Source organism: Margalitia sp. FSL K6-0131 (genome assembly GCF_038008735.1).
Lineage (GTDB): Bacteria > Bacillota > Bacilli > Bacillales > Bacillaceae_C > Margalitia > Margalitia shackletonii.
In genome coordinates this window covers 4,875,674-4,895,445 of sequence record NZ_JBBOZS010000001.1, presented here as the reverse complement: position 1 = coordinate 4,895,445, position 19,772 = coordinate 4,875,674, and the positions used below count along the sequence as shown (strand labels likewise).

Annotated in this window: 4 protein-coding genes, 27 tRNA genes, 5 rRNA genes and 1 other annotated feature; of the genes, 35 read left to right on the top strand and 1 reads right to left on the bottom strand. The window is 45.9% G+C overall.

Annotation, left to right across the window (positions count from 1 at the left end):
• The first annotated feature begins 110 nt into the window (after positions 1 to 110).
• The 34 genes from NSQ59_RS24030 to NSQ59_RS23865 all read left to right on the top strand — a co-directional run bounded on the left by NSQ59_RS24030 (position 111) and on the right by NSQ59_RS23865 (position 13,961).
• Positions 111 to 3,045 (top strand): 23S ribosomal RNA (locus NSQ59_RS24030).
• Between the two features lie 66 nt (positions 3,046 to 3,111).
• Positions 3,112 to 3,228: ribosomal RNA gene (gene rrf / locus NSQ59_RS24025) — 5S ribosomal RNA — on the top strand.
• Positions 3,229 to 3,267: 39 nt separating this feature from the next.
• Positions 3,268 to 3,342: transfer RNA gene (locus NSQ59_RS24020), tRNA-Glu, on the top strand.
• 3 nt (positions 3,343 to 3,345) lie between these two features.
• A tRNA-Val gene (locus NSQ59_RS24015) sits at positions 3,346 to 3,421 on the top strand.
• Positions 3,422 to 3,557: 136 nt separating this feature from the next.
• A 16S ribosomal RNA gene (locus NSQ59_RS24010) occupies positions 3,558 to 5,108 on the top strand.
• 188 nt (positions 5,109 to 5,296) lie between these two features.
• Positions 5,297 to 8,231: ribosomal RNA gene (locus NSQ59_RS24005) — 23S ribosomal RNA — on the top strand.
• 66 nt (positions 8,232 to 8,297) lie between these two features.
• Positions 8,298 to 8,414 (top strand): 5S ribosomal RNA (gene rrf, locus NSQ59_RS24000).
• Together the 16S, 23S and 5S rRNA genes with 27 tRNA genes alongside form the textbook arrangement of a ribosomal RNA operon.
• 9 nt (positions 8,415 to 8,423) lie before the next feature.
• Positions 8,424 to 8,499: transfer RNA gene (locus NSQ59_RS23995), tRNA-Val, on the top strand.
• A 156-nt stretch (positions 8,500 to 8,655) separates the two neighbouring features.
• Positions 8,656 to 8,731: transfer RNA gene (locus tag NSQ59_RS23990), tRNA-Thr, on the top strand.
• A gap of 166 nt (positions 8,732 to 8,897) precedes the next feature.
• Positions 8,898 to 8,973, top strand: a tRNA-Lys gene (locus tag NSQ59_RS23985).
• A gap of 29 nt (positions 8,974 to 9,002) precedes the next feature.
• Positions 9,003 to 9,084 (top strand) — tRNA-Leu (locus tag NSQ59_RS23980).
• Between the two features lie 17 nt (positions 9,085 to 9,101).
• A tRNA-Gly gene (locus NSQ59_RS23975) sits at positions 9,102 to 9,176 on the top strand.
• A 10-nt stretch (positions 9,177 to 9,186) separates the two neighbouring features.
• Positions 9,187 to 9,275, top strand: a tRNA-Leu gene (locus NSQ59_RS23970).
• Between the two features lie 36 nt (positions 9,276 to 9,311).
• Positions 9,312 to 9,388, top strand: a tRNA-Arg gene (locus tag NSQ59_RS23965).
• Positions 9,389 to 9,401: 13 nt separating this feature from the next.
• Positions 9,402 to 9,478, top strand: a tRNA-Pro gene (locus NSQ59_RS23960).
• A gap of 8 nt (positions 9,479 to 9,486) precedes the next feature.
• Positions 9,487 to 9,559: transfer RNA gene (locus NSQ59_RS23955), tRNA-Ala, on the top strand.
• Between the two features lie 17 nt (positions 9,560 to 9,576).
• Positions 9,577 to 9,650 (top strand) — tRNA-Met (locus NSQ59_RS23950).
• Positions 9,651 to 9,671: 21 nt separating this feature from the next.
• Positions 9,672 to 9,745, top strand: a tRNA-Ile gene (locus NSQ59_RS23945).
• Positions 9,746 to 9,752: 7 nt separating this feature from the next.
• Positions 9,753 to 9,845, top strand: a tRNA-Ser gene (locus NSQ59_RS23940).
• Positions 9,846 to 10,008: 163 nt separating this feature from the next.
• Positions 10,009 to 10,082: transfer RNA gene (locus NSQ59_RS23935), tRNA-Met, on the top strand.
• A 63-nt stretch (positions 10,083 to 10,145) separates the two neighbouring features.
• A tRNA-Asp gene (locus NSQ59_RS23930) sits at positions 10,146 to 10,222 on the top strand.
• A 179-nt stretch (positions 10,223 to 10,401) separates the two neighbouring features.
• Positions 10,402 to 10,477, top strand: a tRNA-Phe gene (locus tag NSQ59_RS23925).
• A 162-nt stretch (positions 10,478 to 10,639) separates the two neighbouring features.
• Positions 10,640 to 10,715 (top strand) — tRNA-Thr (locus tag NSQ59_RS23920).
• Between the two features lie 9 nt (positions 10,716 to 10,724).
• A tRNA-Tyr gene (locus tag NSQ59_RS23915) sits at positions 10,725 to 10,808 on the top strand.
• Between the two features lie 7 nt (positions 10,809 to 10,815).
• A tRNA-Trp gene (locus NSQ59_RS23910) sits at positions 10,816 to 10,889 on the top strand.
• 11 nt (positions 10,890 to 10,900) lie between these two features.
• Positions 10,901 to 10,976 (top strand) — tRNA-His (locus NSQ59_RS23905).
• Between the two features lie 26 nt (positions 10,977 to 11,002).
• A tRNA-Gln gene (locus NSQ59_RS23900) sits at positions 11,003 to 11,077 on the top strand.
• Between the two features lie 11 nt (positions 11,078 to 11,088).
• Positions 11,089 to 11,162 (top strand) — tRNA-Cys (locus NSQ59_RS23895).
• A 10-nt stretch (positions 11,163 to 11,172) separates the two neighbouring features.
• Positions 11,173 to 11,246, top strand: a tRNA-Gly gene (locus NSQ59_RS23890).
• A gap of 9 nt (positions 11,247 to 11,255) precedes the next feature.
• A tRNA-Ile gene (locus NSQ59_RS23885) sits at positions 11,256 to 11,332 on the top strand.
• 38 nt (positions 11,333 to 11,370) lie between these two features.
• Positions 11,371 to 11,445 (top strand) — tRNA-Asn (locus tag NSQ59_RS23880).
• 107 nt (positions 11,446 to 11,552) lie between these two features.
• Positions 11,553 to 11,626: transfer RNA gene (locus NSQ59_RS23875), tRNA-Arg, on the top strand.
• Positions 11,627 to 12,223: 597 nt separating this feature from the next.
• A complete protein-coding gene (gene ltrA, locus NSQ59_RS23870; protein WP_340828527.1) occupies positions 12,224 to 13,480 on the top strand; it encodes a group II intron reverse transcriptase/maturase in 1,257 nt (418 codons plus the stop codon).
• A gap of 265 nt (positions 13,481 to 13,745) precedes the next feature.
• Positions 13,746 to 13,961 (top strand): hypothetical protein, encoded by a 216-nt coding sequence (locus tag NSQ59_RS23865; RefSeq protein ID WP_083489571.1) that lies wholly within the window; start codon positions 13,746 to 13,748, stop codon positions 13,959 to 13,961.
• 59 nt (positions 13,962 to 14,020) lie between these two features.
• Here NSQ59_RS23865 and ileS read toward each other — a convergent pair whose 3' ends face one another.
• On the bottom strand, positions 14,021 to 17,107 hold the full coding sequence (gene ileS / locus NSQ59_RS23860) for an isoleucine--tRNA ligase (RefSeq protein WP_340832915.1): 3,087 nt from the start codon (positions 17,105 to 17,107) through the stop codon (positions 14,021 to 14,023).
• Between the two features lie 54 nt (positions 17,108 to 17,161).
• Positions 17,162 to 17,400: a binding site (T-box leader), on the bottom strand.
• A 342-nt stretch (positions 17,401 to 17,742) separates the two neighbouring features.
• Between ileS and NSQ59_RS23855 the strand changes: the two genes are divergently transcribed.
• A complete protein-coding gene (locus NSQ59_RS23855; RefSeq protein ID WP_340832913.1) occupies positions 17,743 to 19,680 on the top strand; it encodes a heavy metal translocating P-type ATPase in 1,938 nt (645 codons plus the stop codon).
• Positions 19,681 to 19,772 lie beyond the last annotated feature (92 nt).

Sequence of the window (19,772 nt, the reverse complement as noted above, 5' to 3'; positions counted from 1 at the left end):
ATCCAGGATAATTTGTTCCTTGAAAACTAGATACTGATAGAAGAAACCAAGTAAAACCGAGAATCGCCACTTTATGGATTTATCCATTTTAAAGTAGTAATAACCTTATAGGTTAAGTTAGTAAGGGCGCACGGTGGATGCCTTGGCACTAGGAGCCGATGAAGGACGGGACTAACACCGATATGCTTCGGGGAGCTGTAAGCAAGCTTTGATCCGGAGATTTCCGAATGGGGGAACCCACTGCTCGTAATGGAGCAGTATCTTTACCTGAATACATAGGGTAATGAAGGCAGACCCGGGGAACTGAAACATCTAAGTACCCGGAGGAAGAGAAAGCAAACGCGATTTCCTGAGTAGCGGCGAGCGAAACGGAAGAAGCCCAAACCAAGAGGCTTGCCTCTTGGGGTTGTAGGACACTCTATACGGAGTTACAAAGGAACGGAGTAGATGAAGAGGTCTGGAAAGGCCCGTCAAAGAAGGTAACAACCCTGTAGTTGAAACTTCGTTCCCTCCAGAGTGGATCCTGAGTACGGCGGGACACGTGAAATCCCGTCGGAAGCAGGGAGGACCATCTCCCAAGGCTAAATACTCCCTAGTGACCGATAGTGAACCAGTACCGTGAGGGAAAGGTGAAAAGCACCCCGGGAGGGGAGTGAAAGAGAACCTGAAACCGTGTGCCTACAAGTAGTTAGAGCCCGTTAATGGGTGATAGCGTGCCTTTTGTAGAATGAACCGGCGAGTTACGATTTCATGCAAGGTTAAGCTGATGAAGCGGAGCCGCAGCGAAAGCGAGTCTGAATAGGGCGAATAAGTATGAGGTCGTAGACCCGAAACCAGGTGATCTACCCATGTCCAGGGTGAAGGTAAGGTAACACTTACTGGAGGCCCGAACCCACGCACGTTGAAAAGTGCGGGGATGAGGTGTGGGTAGCGGAGAAATTCCAATCGAACTTGGAGATAGCTGGTTCTCTCCGAAATAGCTTTAGGGCTAGCCTCAAGATGAAGAGTATTGGAGGTAGAGCACTGTTTGGACTAGGGGCCCTCATCGGGTTACCGAATTCAGACAAACTCCGAATGCCAAATACTTATGCTTGGGAGTCAGACTGCGAGTGATAAGATCCGTAGTCAAAAGGGAAACAGCCCAGACCACCAGCTAAGGTCCCAAAGTATACGTTAAGTGGAAAAGGATGTGGAGTTGCTTAGACAACCAGGATGTTGGCTTAGAAGCAGCCACCATTTAAAGAGTGCGTAATAGCTCACTGGTCGAGTGACTCTGCGCCGAAAATGTACCGGGGCTAAACGTATCACCGAAGCTGTGGATGGACACCTGACAGGTGTCCGTGGTAGGAGAGCGTTCTAAGGGCGGTGAAGCTAGACCGGAAGGACTAGTGGAGCGCTTAGAAGTGAGAATGCCGGTATGAGTAGCGAAAGAAGGGTGAGAATCCCTTCCACCGAATGCCTAAGGTTTCCTGAGGAAGGCTCGTCCGCTCAGGGTTAGTCGGGACCTAAGCCGAGGCCGAAAGGCGTAGGCGATGGACAACAGGTTGATATTCCTGTACCACCTCTTCACCGTTTGAACGATGGGGGGACGCAGGAGGATAGGGTAAGCGCACTGCTGGTTATGTGCGTCTAAGCAGTTAGGCTGGTTACGAGGCAAATCCCGTAACCGTGAAGGCGGAGCTGTGATAGCGAGGGAAATATAGTACCGAAGTTCCTGATTCCACACTGCCAAGAAAATCCTCTAGTGAGGTGAAAGGTGCCCGTACCGCAAACCGACACAGGTAGGCGAGGAGAGAATCCTAAGGTGAGCGAGAGAACTCTCGTTAAGGAACTCGGCAAAATGACCCCGTAACTTCGGGAGAAGGGGTGCTCTGGTAGGGTGCAAGCCCGAGAGAGCCGCAGTGAATAGGCCCAGGCGACTGTTTAGCAAAAACACAGGTCTCTGCGAAGCCGCAAGGCGAAGTATAGGGGCTGACGCCTGCCCGGTGCTGGAAGGTTAAGAGGAGGGGTTAGCGTAAGCGAAGCTCTGAATTGAAGCCCCAGTAAACGGCGGCCGTAACTATAACGGTCCTAAGGTAGCGAAATTCCTTGTCAGGTAAGTTCTGACCCGCACGAAAGGCGTAACGATCTGGGCACTGTCTCAACGAGAGACTCGGTGAAATTATAGTACCTGTGAAGATGCAGGTTACCCGCGACAGGACGGAAAGACCCCGTGGAGCTTTACTGCAGCCTGATATTGAATTTTGGTACAGCTTGTACAGGATAGGTAGGAGCCTTTGAAGCCGGAGCGCCAGCTTCGGTGGAGGCGTCGGTGGGATACTACCCTGGCTGTATTGAAATTCTAACCCGCACCCCTGATCGGGGTGGGAGACAGTGTCAGGCAGGCAGTTTGACTGGGGCGGTCGCCTCCTAAAGAGTAACGGAGGCGCCCAAAGGTTCCCTCAGAATGGTTGGAAATCATTCGTAGAGTGTAAAGGCACAAGGGAGCTTGACTGCGAGACCTACAAGTCGAGCAGGGACGAAAGTCGGGCTTAGTGATCCGGTGGTTCCGCATGGAAGGGCCATCGCTCAACGGATAAAAGCTACCCCGGGGATAACAGGCTTATCTCCCCCAAGAGTCCACATCGACGGGGAGGTTTGGCACCTCGATGTCGGCTCATCGCATCCTGGGGCTGTAGTCGGTCCCAAGGGTTGGGCTGTTCGCCCATTAAAGCGGTACGCGAGCTGGGTTCAGAACGTCGTGAGACAGTTCGGTCCCTATCCGTCGTGGGCGTAGGAAATTTGAGAGGAGCTGTCCTTAGTACGAGAGGACCGGGATGGACGCACCGCTGGTGTACCAGTTGTCTTGCCAAAGGCATCGCTGGGTAGCTATGTGCGGAAGGGATAAGTGCTGAAAGCATCTAAGCATGAAGCCCCCCTCAAGATGAGATTTCCCATAGCGCAAGCTAGTAAGATCCCTGAAAGATGATCAGGTTGATAGGTTCGAGGTGGAAGTGTGGCGACACATGGAGCTGACGAATACTAATCGATCGAGGACTTAACCAAAATAGAGCGATTCTCTTTACTTCTTCTTCTACAGTATTTAGTTTTGAGGGAACAAACCTCATATAGTCTGGTAATTATGGCGAGAAGGTCACACCCGTTCCCATCCCGAACACGGAAGTTAAGCTTCTCAGCGCCGATGGTAGTTGGGGGCTCTCCCCCTGCAAGAGTAGGACGTTGCCAGGCAAACCCCTTTTGGGGATATTTTTTTCCCTTATTTTAATTGGCCCGTTGGTCAAGCGGTTAAGACACCGCCCTTTCACGGCGGTAACACGGGTTCGAATCCCGTACGGGTCACCATATGGAGGATTAGCTCAGCTGGGAGAGCACCTGCCTTACAAGCAGGGGGTCGGCGGTTCGATCCCGTCATCCTCCACCAAAAAAGTTCTTGACATTCTTTGTTTAGAAGAGTAATATAGAAAAAGTCGTCACTGTTAGTGACTAAGAATTGATCTTTGAAAACTGAACAGAACGAAACGTCAATGTTTTGAAATTTATGAGCTATATCAAACACTTTTTTGGAGAGTTTGATCCTGGCTCAGGACGAACGCTGGCGGCGTGCCTAATACATGCAAGTCGAGCGGACTTTTAAAAGCTTGCTTTTAAAAGTTAGCGGCGGACGGGTGAGTAACACGTGGGTAACCTGCCTGTAAGACTGGGATAACTCCGGGAAACCGGGGCTAATACCGGATAACTTCTTTCCTCGCATGAGGAAAGATTGAAAGATGGCTTCGGCTATCACTTACAGATGGACCCGCGGCGCATTAGCTAGTTGGTGAGGTAACGGCTCACCAAGGCGACGATGCGTAGCCGACCTGAGAGGGTGATCGGCCACACTGGGACTGAGACACGGCCCAGACTCCTACGGGAGGCAGCAGTAGGGAATCTTCCGCAATGGACGAAAGTCTGACGGAGCAACGCCGCGTGAGTGATGAAGGTTTTCGGATCGTAAAACTCTGTTGTTAGGGAAGAACAAGTATCGTTCGAATAGGGCGGTACCTTGACGGTACCTAACCAGAAAGCCACGGCTAACTACGTGCCAGCAGCCGCGGTAATACGTAGGTGGCAAGCGTTGTCCGGAATTATTGGGCGTAAAGCGCGCGCAGGCGGTTTCTTAAGTCTGATGTGAAAGCCCACGGCTCAACCGTGGAGGGTCATTGGAAACTGGGAGACTTGAGTGCAGAAGAGGAGAGTGGAATTCCACGTGTAGCGGTGAAATGCGTAGAGATGTGGAGGAACACCAGTGGCGAAGGCGACTCTCTGGTCTGTAACTGACGCTGAGGCGCGAAAGCGTGGGGAGCGAACAGGATTAGATACCCTGGTAGTCCACGCCGTAAACGATGAGTGCTAAGTGTTAGAGGGTTTCCGCCCTTTAGTGCTGCAGCTAACGCATTAAGCACTCCGCCTGGGGAGTACGGCCGCAAGGCTGAAACTCAAAGGAATTGACGGGGGCCCGCACAAGCGGTGGAGCATGTGGTTTAATTCGAAGCAACGCGAAGAACCTTACCAGGTCTTGACATCCTCTGACAACCCTAGAGATAGGGCGTTCCCCTTCGGGGGACAGAGTGACAGGTGGTGCATGGTTGTCGTCAGCTCGTGTCGTGAGATGTTGGGTTAAGTCCCGCAACGAGCGCAACCCTTGACCTTAGTTGCCAGCATTCAGTTGGGCACTCTAAGGTGACTGCCGGTGACAAACCGGAGGAAGGTGGGGATGACGTCAAATCATCATGCCCCTTATGACCTGGGCTACACACGTGCTACAATGGATGGTACAAAGGGCTGCGAGACCGCGAGGTTAAGCCAATCCCATAAAACCATTCTCAGTTCGGATTGCAGGCTGCAACTCGCCTGCATGAAGCCGGAATCGCTAGTAATCGCGGATCAGCATGCCGCGGTGAATACGTTCCCGGGCCTTGTACACACCGCCCGTCACACCACGAGAGTTTGTAACACCCGAAGTCGGTGAGGTAACCTTTTGGAGCCAGCCGCCGAAGGTGGGACAGATGATTGGGGTGAAGTCGTAACAAGGTAGCCGTATCGGAAGGTGCGGCTGGATCACCTCCTTTCTAAGGATAATGGAAAACCACTTACGTGGTTATAAGAAGACGTTTATAAGTTCTGTTCAGTTTTGGATGATCAATTCATCCAGGATAATTTGTTCCTTGAAAACTAGATACTGATAGAAGAAACCAAGTAAAACCGAGAATCGCCACTTTATGGATTTCATCCATTTTAAAGTAGTAATAACCTTATAGGTTAAGTTAGTAAGGGCGCACGGTGGATGCCTTGGCACTAGGAGCCGATGAAGGACGGGACTAACACCGATATGCTTCGGGGAGCTGTAAGCAAGCTTTGATCCGGAGATTTCCGAATGGGGGAACCCACTGCTCGTAATGGAGCAGTATCTTTACCTGAATACATAGGGTAATGAAGGCAGACCCGGGGAACTGAAACATCTAAGTACCCGGAGGAAGAGAAAGCAAACGCGATTTCCTGAGTAGCGGCGAGCGAAACGGAAGAAGCCCAAACCAAGAGGCTTGCCTCTTGGGGTTGTAGGACACTCTATACGGAGTTACAAAGGAACGGAGTAGATGAAGAGGTCTGGAAAGGCCCGTCAAAGAAGGTAACAACCCTGTAGTTGAAACTTCGTTCCCTCCAGAGTGGATCCTGAGTACGGCGGGACACGTGAAATCCCGTCGGAAGCAGGGAGGACCATCTCCCAAGGCTAAATACTCCCTAGTGACCGATAGTGAACCAGTACCGTGAGGGAAAGGTGAAAAGCACCCCGGGAGGGGAGTGAAAGAGAACCTGAAACCGTGTGCCTACAAGTAGTTAGAGCCCGTTAATGGGTGATAGCGTGCCTTTTGTAGAATGAACCGGCGAGTTACGATTTCATGCAAGGTTAAGCTGATGAAGCGGAGCCGCAGCGAAAGCGAGTCTGAATAGGGCGAATAAGTATGAGGTCGTAGACCCGAAACCAGGTGATCTACCCATGTCCAGGGTGAAGGTAAGGTAACACTTACTGGAGGCCCGAACCCACGCACGTTGAAAAGTGCGGGGATGAGGTGTGGGTAGCGGAGAAATTCCAATCGAACTTGGAGATAGCTGGTTCTCTCCGAAATAGCTTTAGGGCTAGCCTCAAGATGAAGAGTATTGGAGGTAGAGCACTGTTTGGACTAGGGGCCCTCATCGGGTTACCGAATTCAGACAAACTCCGAATGCCAAATACTTATGCTTGGGAGTCAGACTGCGAGTGATAAGATCCGTAGTCAAAAGGGAAACAGCCCAGACCACCAGCTAAGGTCCCAAAGTATACGTTAAGTGGAAAAGGATGTGGAGTTGCTTAGACAACCAGGATGTTGGCTTAGAAGCAGCCACCATTTAAAGAGTGCGTAATAGCTCACTGGTCGAGTGACTCTGCGCCGAAAATGTACCGGGGCTAAACGTATCACCGAAGCTGTGGATGGACACCTGACAGGTGTCCGTGGTAGGAGAGCGTTCTAAGGGCGGTGAAGCTAGACCGGAAGGACTAGTGGAGCGCTTAGAAGTGAGAATGCCGGTATGAGTAGCGAAAGAAGGGTGAGAATCCCTTCCACCGAATGCCTAAGGTTTCCTGAGGAAGGCTCGTCCGCTCAGGGTTAGTCGGGACCTAAGCCGAGGCCGAAAGGCGTAGGCGATGGACAACAGGTTGATATTCCTGTACCACCTCTTCACCGTTTGAACGATGGGGGGACGCAGGAGGATAGGGTAAGCGCACTGCTGGTTATGTGCGTCTAAGCAGTTAGGCTGGTTACGAGGCAAATCCCGTAACCGTGAAGGCGGAGCTGTGATAGCGAGGGAAATATAGTACCGAAGTTCCTGATTCCACACTGCCAAGAAAATCCTCTAGTGAGGTGAAAGGTGCCCGTACCGCAAACCGACACAGGTAGGCGAGGAGAGAATCCTAAGGTGAGCGAGAGAACTCTCGTTAAGGAACTCGGCAAAATGACCCCGTAACTTCGGGAGAAGGGGTGCTCTGGTAGGGTGCAAGCCCGAGAGAGCCGCAGTGAATAGGCCCAGGCGACTGTTTAGCAAAAACACAGGTCTCTGCGAAGCCGCAAGGCGAAGTATAGGGGCTGACGCCTGCCCGGTGCTGGAAGGTTAAGAGGAGGGGTTAGCGTAAGCGAAGCTCTGAATTGAAGCCCCAGTAAACGGCGGCCGTAACTATAACGGTCCTAAGGTAGCGAAATTCCTTGTCAGGTAAGTTCTGACCCGCACGAAAGGCGTAACGATCTGGGCACTGTCTCAACGAGAGACTCGGTGAAATTATAGTACCTGTGAAGATGCAGGTTACCCGCGACAGGACGGAAAGACCCCGTGGAGCTTTACTGCAGCCTGATATTGAATTTTGGTACAGCTTGTACAGGATAGGTAGGAGCCTTTGAAGCCGGAGCGCCAGCTTCGGTGGAGGCGTCGGTGGGATACTACCCTGGCTGTATTGAAATTCTAACCCGCACCCCTGATCGGGGTGGGAGACAGTGTCAGGCAGGCAGTTTGACTGGGGCGGTCGCCTCCTAAAGAGTAACGGAGGCGCCCAAAGGTTCCCTCAGAATGGTTGGAAATCATTCGTAGAGTGTAAAGGCACAAGGGAGCTTGACTGCGAGACCTACAAGTCGAGCAGGGACGAAAGTCGGGCTTAGTGATCCGGTGGTTCCGCATGGAAGGGCCATCGCTCAACGGATAAAAGCTACCCCGGGGATAACAGGCTTATCTCCCCCAAGAGTCCACATCGACGGGGAGGTTTGGCACCTCGATGTCGGCTCATCGCATCCTGGGGCTGTAGTCGGTCCCAAGGGTTGGGCTGTTCGCCCATTAAAGCGGTACGCGAGCTGGGTTCAGAACGTCGTGAGACAGTTCGGTCCCTATCCGTCGTGGGCGTAGGAAATTTGAGAGGAGCTGTCCTTAGTACGAGAGGACCGGGATGGACGCACCGCTGGTGTACCAGTTGTCTTGCCAAAGGCATCGCTGGGTAGCTATGTGCGGAAGGGATAAGTGCTGAAAGCATCTAAGCATGAAGCCCCCCTCAAGATGAGATTTCCCATAGCGCAAGCTAGTAAGATCCCTGAAAGATGATCAGGTTGATAGGTTCGAGGTGGAAGTGTGGCGACACATGGAGCTGACGAATACTAATCGATCGAGGACTTAACCAAAATAGAGCGATTCTCTTTACTTCTTCTTCTACAGTATTTAGTTTTGAGGGAACAAACCTCATATAGTCTGGTAATTATGGCGAGAAGGTCACACCCGTTCCCATCCCGAACACGGAAGTTAAGCTTCTCAGCGCCGATGGTAGTTGGGGGCTCTCCCCCTGCAAGAGTAGGACGTTGCCAGGCTTACATAATGGAGGATTAGCTCAGCTGGGAGAGCACCTGCCTTACAAGCAGGGGGTCGGCGGTTCGATCCCGTCATCCTCCACCATATAAAATGCCGGCCTAGCTCAATTGGTAGAGCACGCCCGATTAAGCTTCGAAGCGATGCTTCAGCGTACCGATTGAACCACATCTTGAGTAAGCTTTCTGAAATCGGGACGACGGTTATATGCACTAACATATCAGCAGGTTTTATCTTAATAATGCCGGCCTAGCTCAATTGGTAGAGCAACTGACTTGTAATCAGTAGGTTGGGGGTTCAAGTCCTCTGGCCGGCACCATTTCCGAGCCATTAGCTCAGTCGGTAGAGCACGATCGAGTAAGCTACGAAGCGATGCATCAGCGTACAGCTTGAGCTGCTACTTGAATAGGCTTACTGAAAGCTGGACGTCGTAGATGCACTTTGGTAGAAAGCAATATAAAATCCGTTCTTATAACTAAAAATAAGAGCCATTAGCTCAGTCGGTAGAGCATCTGACTTTTAATCAGAGGGTCGAAGGTTCGAGTCCTTCATGGCTCACCATTTTTTAAAGTAAATTAACTTTCCATAACGCGGGTGTGGCGGAATTGGCAGACGCACCAGACTTAGGATCTGGCGCCGCAAGGCGTGGGGGTTCGACTCCCTTCACCCGCATTGATAAAAATTTCTGCGCGGAAGTAGTTCAGTGGTAGAACACCACCTTGCCAAGGTGGGGGTCGCGGGTTCGAATCCCGTCTTCCGCTCCAAATACCCTTTGCCGGGGTGGCGGAACTGGCAGACGCACAGGACTTAAAATCCTGCGGTAGGTGACTACCGTACCGGTTCGATTCCGGTCCTCGGCACCAAGATTTTTTGCGTAGCAAAATAATCTTCCATAATATGCGCCCATAGCTCAATTGGATAGAGCGTTTGACTACGGATCAAAAGGTTAGGGGTTCGACTCCTCTTGGGCGCGCCATAATCAATACAAACGGGAAGTAGCTCAGCTTGGTAGAGCACATGGTTTGGGACCATGGGGTCGCAGGTTCGAATCCTGTCTTCCCGACCACTTAAAAAGGGGCCTTAGCTCAGCTGGGAGAGCGCCTGCTTTGCACGCAGGAGGTCAGCGGTTCGATCCCGCTAGGCTCCATTTCAATTTTTTAAAATGGCGGTGTAGCTCAGCTGGCTAGAGCGTACGGTTCATACCCGTAAGGTCGGGGGTTCGATCCCCTCCGCCGCTATAAAAATATACTTGTGTTTAAGGACCTTTAGCTCAGCTGGTTAGAGCAGACGGCTCATAACCGTCCGGTCGTAGGTTCGAGTCCTACAAGGTCCATATTAATGGAGGAATACCCAAGTCTGGCTGAAGGGATCGGTCTTGAAAACCGACAGGCGGGTTAAACCGCGCGGGGGTTCGAATCCCTCTTCCTCCGCCATTAATAATACATTTTTATCGTCGCGGGGTGGAGCAACGAGCGTTACTTCATCGAATTATCTGCGAGTTGTACCGATTGAGCCGCATCTTGAATAGGCTTTCTGAAATCGGGACAGTCCATTGCGAATTTAGTGCATATGGAAAACTTAATAATTTTTTATCGACGCGGGGTGGAGCAGTCCGGTAGCTCGTCGGGCTCATAACCCGAAGGTCGCAGGTTCAAATCCTGCCCCCGCAATTAAAAGAGTTATTTTCAAGGAAGATTATAAGGAAGTTTATTTTCAATTCTTGAAAAAAACCTGGTCCGGTAGTTCAGCTGGTTAGAATGCCTGCCTGTCACGCAGGAGGTCGCGGGTTCGAGTCCCGTCCGGACCGCCATTTATAATATATAAAATCTGAATAGTTTTTTAATTTGGCTCAGTAGCTCAGTCGGTAGAGCACGTCCGAATAAGCTACGAAGCATTACTTCAGCGTACCAGTCGAGCTGCTACTTGCGTAATCTTTCTGAGACTGGGACGAAGCGACTACAATTTAATTTACAAATAATAAACAATTACGGCTCAGTAGCTCAGTCGGTAGAGCAAAGGACTGAAAATCCTTGTGTCGGCGGTTCGATTCCGTCCTGAGCCACCATTTAGTTAAATATGCCTGCCTAGCTCAATTGGTAGAGCACGATGAATAAACTTCGAAGCAAAAGCATCCAGCGTACAGCTTGAGCCGCTTCTTGATTAGTCTTTCTGAGAGCTGGACGACGGTTATATGCACTAACATATCAGCAGGTTATATCTTAATAATGCCGGCCTAGCTCAATTGGTAGAGCAACTGACTTGTAATCAGTAGGTTGGGGGTTCAAGTCCTCTGGCCGGCACCAGTAGGTTTCGGAGGGGTAGCGAAGTGGCTAAACGCGGCGGACTGTAAATCCGCTCCTTCGGGTTCGGCGGTTCGAATCCGTCCCCCTCCACCATTCTCATAGGGGCATAGTTTAAAGGTAGAACTAAGGTCTCCAAAACCTTCAGTGTGGGTTCGATTCCTACTGCCCCTGCCAATAAGATTATGGCGGCTATGGCGAAGTGGTTAACGCATCGGATTGTGGCTCCGACATTCGTGGGTTCGATTCCCACTAGTCGCCCCATAAAATTGTTAAATAAGATTTATTATTGGGCTATAGCCAAGCGGTAAGGCAACGGACTTTGACTCCGTCACTCGCTGGTTCGAATCCAGCTAGCCCAGCCATCCATCCATATGGCAGCATAGCCAAGTGGTAAGGCAGAGGTCTGCAAAACCTTTATCACCGGTTCAAATCCGGTTGCTGCCTCCAAATAATCTTTGCGGGTGTAGTTTAGTGGTAAAACTACAGCCTTCCAAGCTGTTGTCGTGGGTTCGATTCCCATCACCCGCTCCAAAAAATAAGGGGCCTATAGCTCAGCTGGTTAGAGCGCACGCCTGATAAGCGTGAGGTCGATGGTTCGAGTCCATTTAGGCCCACCAGAGTTTTTTGCAATAGCAAAATAACTTTCAATTATTGTTCCGCAGTAGCTCAGTGGTAGAGCTATCGGCTGTTAACCGATCGGTCGTAGGTTCGAATCCTACCTGCGGAGCCATTTTTTTGGTGGAAAACTCAAATTGATGAAGAGATGCCCGCCGCTACTTTTCATAAGTTGCAGGATTCATTAAAGCTCTCTTTCTCAGTCATTTAAAATATAATAATGCGCCTTTAGCTCAGCTGGATAGAGCAACAGCCTTCTAAGCTGTGGGTCAGAGGTTCGAATCCTCTAAGGCGCGTCCTAATAGAATGACCTAATCCTATATATTGGATTAGGTTTTTTTGGTGCGCCCAGCATGGGTGCAGTCTATAGGGTGAAAGTCCCGAACTGTGAAGGCAGAAGTAGCAGTAGCTAAACGCAAGGGTGTCTGTGGTGACGCAGAATCTGAAGGAAGCGGGCGGCAAATCTCCGGTCTGAGGGACACGAACTTCATATAAGGCTAGGTATCATTGGATGAGTTTGCCAAACAAAACGAAGTCCTTTCTGCCAAAGATGATACAGAGTAAATGAAGCAGATAGATGGGGAGAAAGACTGTACTCTTACCTGGGGAGGTCTGGCTGAAATGCCGAGCACACTCGGTAACTTACTTTGTGAAGGGTAATTGAACAGCCAGAAGTCAGCAGAGGTCATAGTACCTGACTAGCTTAAGATGGTTAGGGAAGGACTGAACATTTAAGGAGAATATACACTAGGCGTTCATTGTTTATGATGATACAGACAATCCAATTGGACTTACTTAAAGGAGGAAGTGGTGAATTCCACAGGGGACTTTAAGAGGGTGGAATAAACAATGGCACAAATAGCACGTATATTCACGTGAAAGGATGTATCGAAATGATGGAACGAATACTGTCACGGGACAATCTACTTTCGGCATTGAAACGTGTCGAAAAGAATAAGGGTAGCCATGGAGTAGATGAAATGCCTGTAAAATCCCTACGAGCGCATATTCTACAAAATTGGCAAGAAATCCGAAATTCAATAAAGGACGGAACCTATGAGCCTATGCCAGTCAGACGAGTCGAAATCCCGAAACCAAATGGCGGCGTTCGTTTATTAGGTATTCCTACCGTGACAGACCGTTTTGTCCAACAAGCGATTGCCCAAATATTAACCCCAATCTATGACCCAACCTTTTCCGAACATAGCTATGGGTTTAGACCCAGAAGAAGGGCACATGATGCCGTTAGGGAAGCAAGGCAATATATAGAAGAGGGCTACAGATGGGTAATAGATATGGACTTAGAAAAGTTCTTCGACAAGGTAAATCACGATATGCTTATGGGACTCCTAGCAAAAAGAGTCAAGGATAAGACGATTCTAAAGTTAATTAGAAAATACTTAGAGTCGGGGATTATGATAAACGGTGTGGAAACTATCAGCGAAGAAGGTGTTCCTCAGGGTGGACCATTAAGTCCACTACTTTCCAATATCATGTTAGATGAATTAGATAAGGAACTAGAGGAAAGAGGACACAAATTTGTCCGCTACGCAGATGATTGTAATATTTACGTAAAAACCAAGAAGGCAGGTTTACGTGTCAAGAGTTCTATCACTACTTTCATTGAAAAGAAGCTTAAACTAAAAGTAAATGAAGAGAAAAGTGCGGTGGACAGACCGTGGAAACGAAAGTTTCTTGGATTCAGCTTCACATCAAACCGTAATCCAAAAATCCGTATCGCAAAAGAAAGTATAAAGAGAGCTAAAAGTAGAATAAAAGAACTAACATCAAGGTCAAAACCCATTCCATTGGAATTGCGTATTGAGAAACTAAATGAATACCTTGTTGGTTGGTGCGGATATTTTGCGCTGGCAGACACGCCAACTCCCTTTAAACAACTGGATGAACATATTCGAAGAAGACTCCGAATGTGCCTTTGGAAACAATGGAAACTACCCAAAACAAAAATTAAAAGGCTCATATCCCTTGGCGTTCCAAGAGAGAAGGCCCATGAATGGGGAAATTCTCGTAAGAAATATTGGCGCATTTCGAATAGTCCTATCTTACACACAACACTAAATCTAAAGTTTTGGAGAAATCAAAAGCTTAAAAGTCTGTTAGATAGATACAACCATTTGCGTCATACTTAAGTGAACCGCCGTATACCGAACGGTACGTACGGTGGTGTGAGAGGTCGGGGGTTAGTCACCCCCTCCTACTCGATTAACTTATGAAAATTGTTATTTAAATTTAGTAGTTTCGCCCCTTCTGCAATCATCAAACATTTAGGTCTTTAAAACTAAAGGGTTTCCGTCATTAAACACGAATAATACTAAAATAAGAACACTTTTAACCTCAAGTAGAATCAACAGCTTTTATCAAGATGTAGATGCTATTAAAAAAGGAGGTTTAATGGTGAAAAGGTATTTTTGGAATATCCTTGTTTCTGTTGATCAATTCTTTAACACTGTTTTCGGAGGTGATCCAGACGAAACGATTTCCTCCAGAATGGGAAAGCATCTTGCCAAGCATGACTGTCCTTTTTGCAATCTAATGTGTAAATTCCTAAACCTGTTCGACAAAGATCATTGTGTAAAATCAATTGAAAAAGATGAAGGGTTACCAATGTAAACAAAAAACTCACTGCAAACAGTTTAAGATTGTTTACAGTGAGTATTTTTTTTCATGCGTTAATAGATTAAGGAAGTCTTTACTATCTCTTTATCAAATATCATTTCGATTTGCTGTTCGTCATCGTTTAAGTTTCCGTATTCTATTGTGTGAACAAGAACATTTTCTTTTATTAGCCCATCATAAAGCTGAAGTTTTTCTTTTATCTTATCTGATGCTGAGATTTTAATGGATATATACATTTCTACAGGTAAGTTCAATTTTTTACGTGTCTCTTGTATAGCTCTAATAAATTCTCTTACATGCCCCTCATCTACCAGTTCAGGAGTCAATTTTATATCTAATAAAACCTTTAACTGATGATCACCTGCGATCACCATGCCAGAGGACATGACTTGTTCTATAGTGACATGTTCCTTCCTTAACACTACCTGTTGACCGTTTAAATTGATTGGAATCTGGCCATTATCAATAAATATTTTCTTTTCCTCATCAGATAGTTGGTCCACATATTGTTTGACTGCATTAACATATTTGCCAAACGCAGTACCTGCCGTTTTAAAATTTACTTTAAAGAGTGATTTTTCATATTGTGTTAACTCTTTCGTAAAGACAACCTCTTTAACATTTAGTTCTTCTTTAATGATGGTTGTATAAGTTTGTAACAGACGTTCATCTTCACCGCACCAAACAATTAACTGTTGTAATGGCTGCTTAACCTTTAAGTTATTAGCATTACGGATGCTGCGTCCTAGTTCAACTATTTTTAGAACTGTTTGCATGTCTGTTTCTAAATCAGATTGAATCACGGAAGTATTCGCTGTTGGATAGTTTTGCAAATGAACACTTTCTTGGTGCAGCTTCAAATGGATATCCTCTGCAATATAAGGGACAAATGGAGCTAATAATCGGCTAATCGTCGTAAGTGCTTCGAATAGGGTGGAATATGCTGCACGTTTATCCTCTGAAAATCCGGATGCCCAAAATCGACTTCTTGATCGCCGTATATACCAATTGCTTAATTCATCGACCAATGCGGCAATTTCCCGTGTTGCTTGGGTAAATTGATATTGTTCCATATATTTATTAACGACTTTAACCGTACTATTCAGTCGTGAAAGTATCCATTTATCCAGAATGGACCTCTTGCCTGTTTTTTGTTCGTCATATACAAAATGATCTATTTTTGCATACATATCATAAAATTTATAGGTATTGTCTAAGGTATCGACCAATTTTGACTTTGCATCCTGCACAATCTTTTTTGAATATCGTTTTGGGTTCCATGGTGAACTATCAACAAGGAAGGACCATCGAAGAGCATCTGCACCATATTCATACATAAGTTCAATCGGATCTAAAGCATTGCCTTTGCTTTTAGACATTTTTTGACCGTGTTCATCCAGGATATGCCCGAGTGACAAAACATTTTTATACGGTGGTTGCCCCGTGTATAATGTGGAAACAGCAAGGAGGCTGTAGAAAAATCCTCTTGTTTGGTCAATTCCTTCGATAACTACATCCGCAGGAAATTGGGATTGAAAAGCTTTTTTATTTTCAAAAGGATAGTGATGCTGCGCAAAAGGCATTGAGCCGCTATCGAACCATACATCAATCACTTCTGGAGTACGCAGCATGGTATTATTACATTTTGGACAAGTGCATTGTACATCGTCAATATATGGTTTATGCAATTCGATATTACCAGATATAGGCTTTGACGCTAGATTTTGCAGTTCCTTGATACTGGCGGGTGCTTCTTCGTGATGACAGTGAGTACATACCCATATATTTAATGGAGTGCCCCAATATCGGTTTCTACTAATATTCCAATCCAACAGATTTTCAAGAAAGCGACCAAATCGACCATCTTTAATATGATCTGGATACCAAATAACTTTACCATTGTTGGTAAGCATTTTATCTTTTAATGCCGACATCTTGATAAACCAACTGTCTGTTGCGTAGTAAAGTAAAGGAGAGTCGCATCTCCAGCAATGGGGATAGCTATGCTCATATTTTTCTTTATGGAAAAGAGTACCTAGTTCAGCAAGCATTTTAATAATCTCAACGTCACAATTTTTCACAAACTTTCCGGCAAGCGTTACAACATCAGGTGTATAGCATCCTCGTTGGTCAACAACATTGACAAAGGAGAGACCGTTTTGTTGAACTAGTTTATAATCATCTTCCCCGTAAGCCGGTGCAATGTGAACAATTCCTGTTCCGCTTTCTTCTGTAACAAAATCAGCTAATACAACAAAATGACCTTTTTCAACCTTTATATAATGAAATGGTGGGTCATAATGTGTACCGGCGAACTCCTTGCCACTATGCTCGCTCAAAATGTTTACCCGATCTCCGAGCACTTTGTTTACTAATGATTTTGCCACAATGTAAATTTCATCTTCCTTTTGGGCACGAACATACGTTAAGGAAGGATTCATTGCTAGGGCAACATTTGCGGGTAATGTCCATGGTGTAGTGGTCCATCCTAAAAAGTATTCATTTTCCGCATCAAGACGTTTAAATTTTACTGTCGCTGATAAATCTTTCACATTTTTATAGCCTTGTGCTACTTCGTGTGTACTTAAAGAGGTTTGACAGCTAGGGCAGTATGGAGATACACGATGACCTTTGTATAATAGTCCATTCTTGTGCACCTTGCTTAAAATGTGCCAGACACTTTCGATATATTCGTTGCTAAGTGTTAGATAAGGACTGTCCATATCCACCCAATAGCCTAATTCTTCTGTGAAGGAGCGCCATATTTTTTCATACGCAAACACGCTCTCCTTACATTTATTGATGAAAGATTCCACCCCATAGCGTTCGATGTCTTGTTTTCCGGAGATGCCAAGCTGCTTTTCCACACCAAGTTCAACAGGAAGACCATGTGTATCCCAACCGGCTTTTCTTTCCACTTGGAATCCCTTCATTGTTTTAAAGCGGGCTACAACATCTTTAATGGTTCGCCCAAAGGCGTGCCCTACATGAGGAAGACCGTTTGCAGTTGGTGGTCCTTCGTAAAAAACAAAAGGCGTTTTGCCTTCTCTTAATTGAATTGATTGTTTAAAAGTATTCGCTTCTGCCCAGAAATCACGGATTTTCTTCTCACGCTGGACAACTGTTTCATTAGAGTTCATCGATATCGCTCCTATTCCATTTTTTAAAAGCACACAAATAACCCCGTCCCAAATGTAAGGGACGGGGTTAACCGCGATACCACCCTAATTCTATTGATCCGCTCAATAGCACTTAGCAACGTACAATCATACGTGTTCCTTGTAACGGTAGACGCCCGGTTAGACTTACTATCTATTTCAGCCTAACTTCTCAGAGAGGATTTTCACGTAACACTCGAACACTGACTTGCACCGAAATGTCAGCTCTCTGTGGATCAAGACGAAACGCTACTTTTTCTCGTCAACGAATTTGTGTGCTTTTATTGTTGTGAATTATAACAAGGGTAAAATGGGATGTCAAACAATTCTTTAAATTTGTGGAAATTTTTTCTCTTAAAAAGGGGCCAAGCTGAATTGTTGTACCAAATATAAATAATAATAATTATCATTTACTATTATTGATAATGATTATAGTTATCACAGTATATAGGAATGATATTAATAATTATTCTCAATTAGAAAATAAAATTCTCAATTAAGGTTGACATTTCAGTTATCTATATGTAGTATATATTATATAATAATTATTATAAATAAGTTGTTTATATATGAAACTATAAATCTATTTTTTGTCAATTCAATAAGGAGGTGTCGTCATGTCACAAGGTCAACTGGCAACAACGAATAACGTAAAGGTTTTAGCTTCTTCTGCTCCAAGATTTGAAAAGATTTTTGTGCATATTGAATTAATTGCAGCCATATTAAGCGGTGTATTAATTGTGACTGCATGGCTGGTGTCAAAATGGAATCATGAATCGGTTTCGATTGCTTTTTATCTTGCAGCTTTTATTATTGGCGGCTATGCTAAAGCAAAAGAAGGTATCGAGGAAACCATTAAAAATAAAGATTTAAATGTCGAGTTGCTCATGTTTTTTGCGGCTATTGGTTCTGCTATTATTGGCTACTGGGCAGAAGGTGCAATGCTCATTTTTATCTTTTCATTAAGCGGGGCACTTGAAACTTATACAACGAATAAAAGTAAAAAGGAAATCTCTTCCTTATTAGAAATACAGCCTGAAACAGCAATCCGTGTTGTGCACGGCCGCGAGGAAAAAGTCCATGTTTCACTGTTGCAGGTAGGGGATATTATTTTAGTCAAACCTGGCGAAAGAGTTCCTGCGGACGGAAAAATTGCACATGGAACTACGACGATTGATGAGTCTACCATCTCTGGCGAATCTATTCCGGTAACAAAAGGAAGCGGTGCGGAAGTTTTTGCAGGAACGATAAACTTGAACGGATCTGTTACCGTAGAAGTGACAAGACATGCAAATGAAACAGTTTTTAATAAAATTATTCAATTAGTACAATCTGCTCAAAGCGAAAAATCACCCTCACAGTTATTTATTGAACGTTTCGAGGGCACATATGTCAAAGTCGTACTCCTCGTTGTTATATTGATGATGTTCATCCCGCATTTCGTATTTGGATGGAACTGGAATACAACATTTTATCGGGCAATGATTTTATTAGTAGTCGCTTCCCCTTGTGCACTTGTTGCCTCTATTATGCCCGCTACTTTATCCGCCATTTCGAATGGTGCGAGAAAGGGAATTTTGTTTAAAGGCGGGGTTCATATTGAAGGATTAAGTCATGTAAAAGCAATTGCCTTTGACAAAACTGGTACTTTAACAAAAGGGAAACCGGAAGTAACAGATATAATTGTTCGTCCTGATCTAAATGAGCAAGATCTGTTACACTATGCCGCATCAATTGAAAATCAATCGAACCATCCATTGGCTATTGCGATTGTTCAATACTGGAAAGCTAAGAATAATGACAGACTCATGCAGCCTGAACAAGTGGAAGATGTACCGGGATGGGGAATGAAAGCCAAGTTAAATAACCAAGAATGGTTGATTGGCAAAAAGGATTTTGTGGGCAGCAAGGAAGCTCATAATTTTGAAAACGGTGTTGCAGAAAAGCTTGAAAATGAAGGGAAAACCGTTGTTTTTGTGAAGGATTCATCCGGAATAGCTGCGGCAATTGCCCTACAGGATATAGTACGCGACGAAACGAAAAATGCGTTATTAGAATTGAAAAATGAAGGAATTCGAACGATTATGCTGACTGGGGATAGCGAAACGACCGCAAAAAACATTGCCGCACAATCACAAATTGACACTTACATTGCGGAATGTTTGCCAGAAACGAAAGTATCGTCTTTAAAAAAGGTAAAAGAACAGTACGGAATGGTGGCCATGGTAGGGGATGGCGTTAACGATGCTCCTGCCCTTGCAACAGCCAATGTTGGGATTGCAATGGGGGAAGGCAGTGACGTAGCAATGGAAACTGCGGATGTCGTCCTGATGAAAAATGATCTTTCTCGGATAGCAGAAGCCATTCGCTTATCGAGAAAAATGAATCGAATTATCAAGCAAAACGTCATTTTTTCTATTAGTGTTATCGTAATCTTAATTGCATCCAACTTCTTTGAATTTCTTAATCTCCCATTAGGGGTTGTTGGGCATGAAGGAAGTACAATATTAGTTATATTGAATAGTTTGAGATGTCTTGGTGGGGATAAAAAGTAAAGTAGTTTTGGAAGCTGGGGTTATTTACTCCAGCTTTTTTGTGGTGCGCCCAGCATGGGTGCAGTCTATAGGGTGAAAGTCCCGAACTGTGA

What these genes read in the sequence shown, in the direction of transcription:
- ltrA (WP_340828527.1), top strand. Translation starts at nt 12,224, where the DNA reads ATGATGGAACGAATACTGTCACGGGACAATCTACTTTCGGCATTGAAA.
- ileS (WP_340832915.1), bottom strand. Translation starts at nt 17,107, where the DNA reads ATGAACTCTAATGAAACAGTTGTCCAGCGTGAGAAGAAAATCCGTGAT.
- NSQ59_RS23855 (WP_340832913.1), top strand. Translation starts at nt 17,743, where the DNA reads ATGTCACAAGGTCAACTGGCAACAACGAATAACGTAAAGGTTTTAGCT.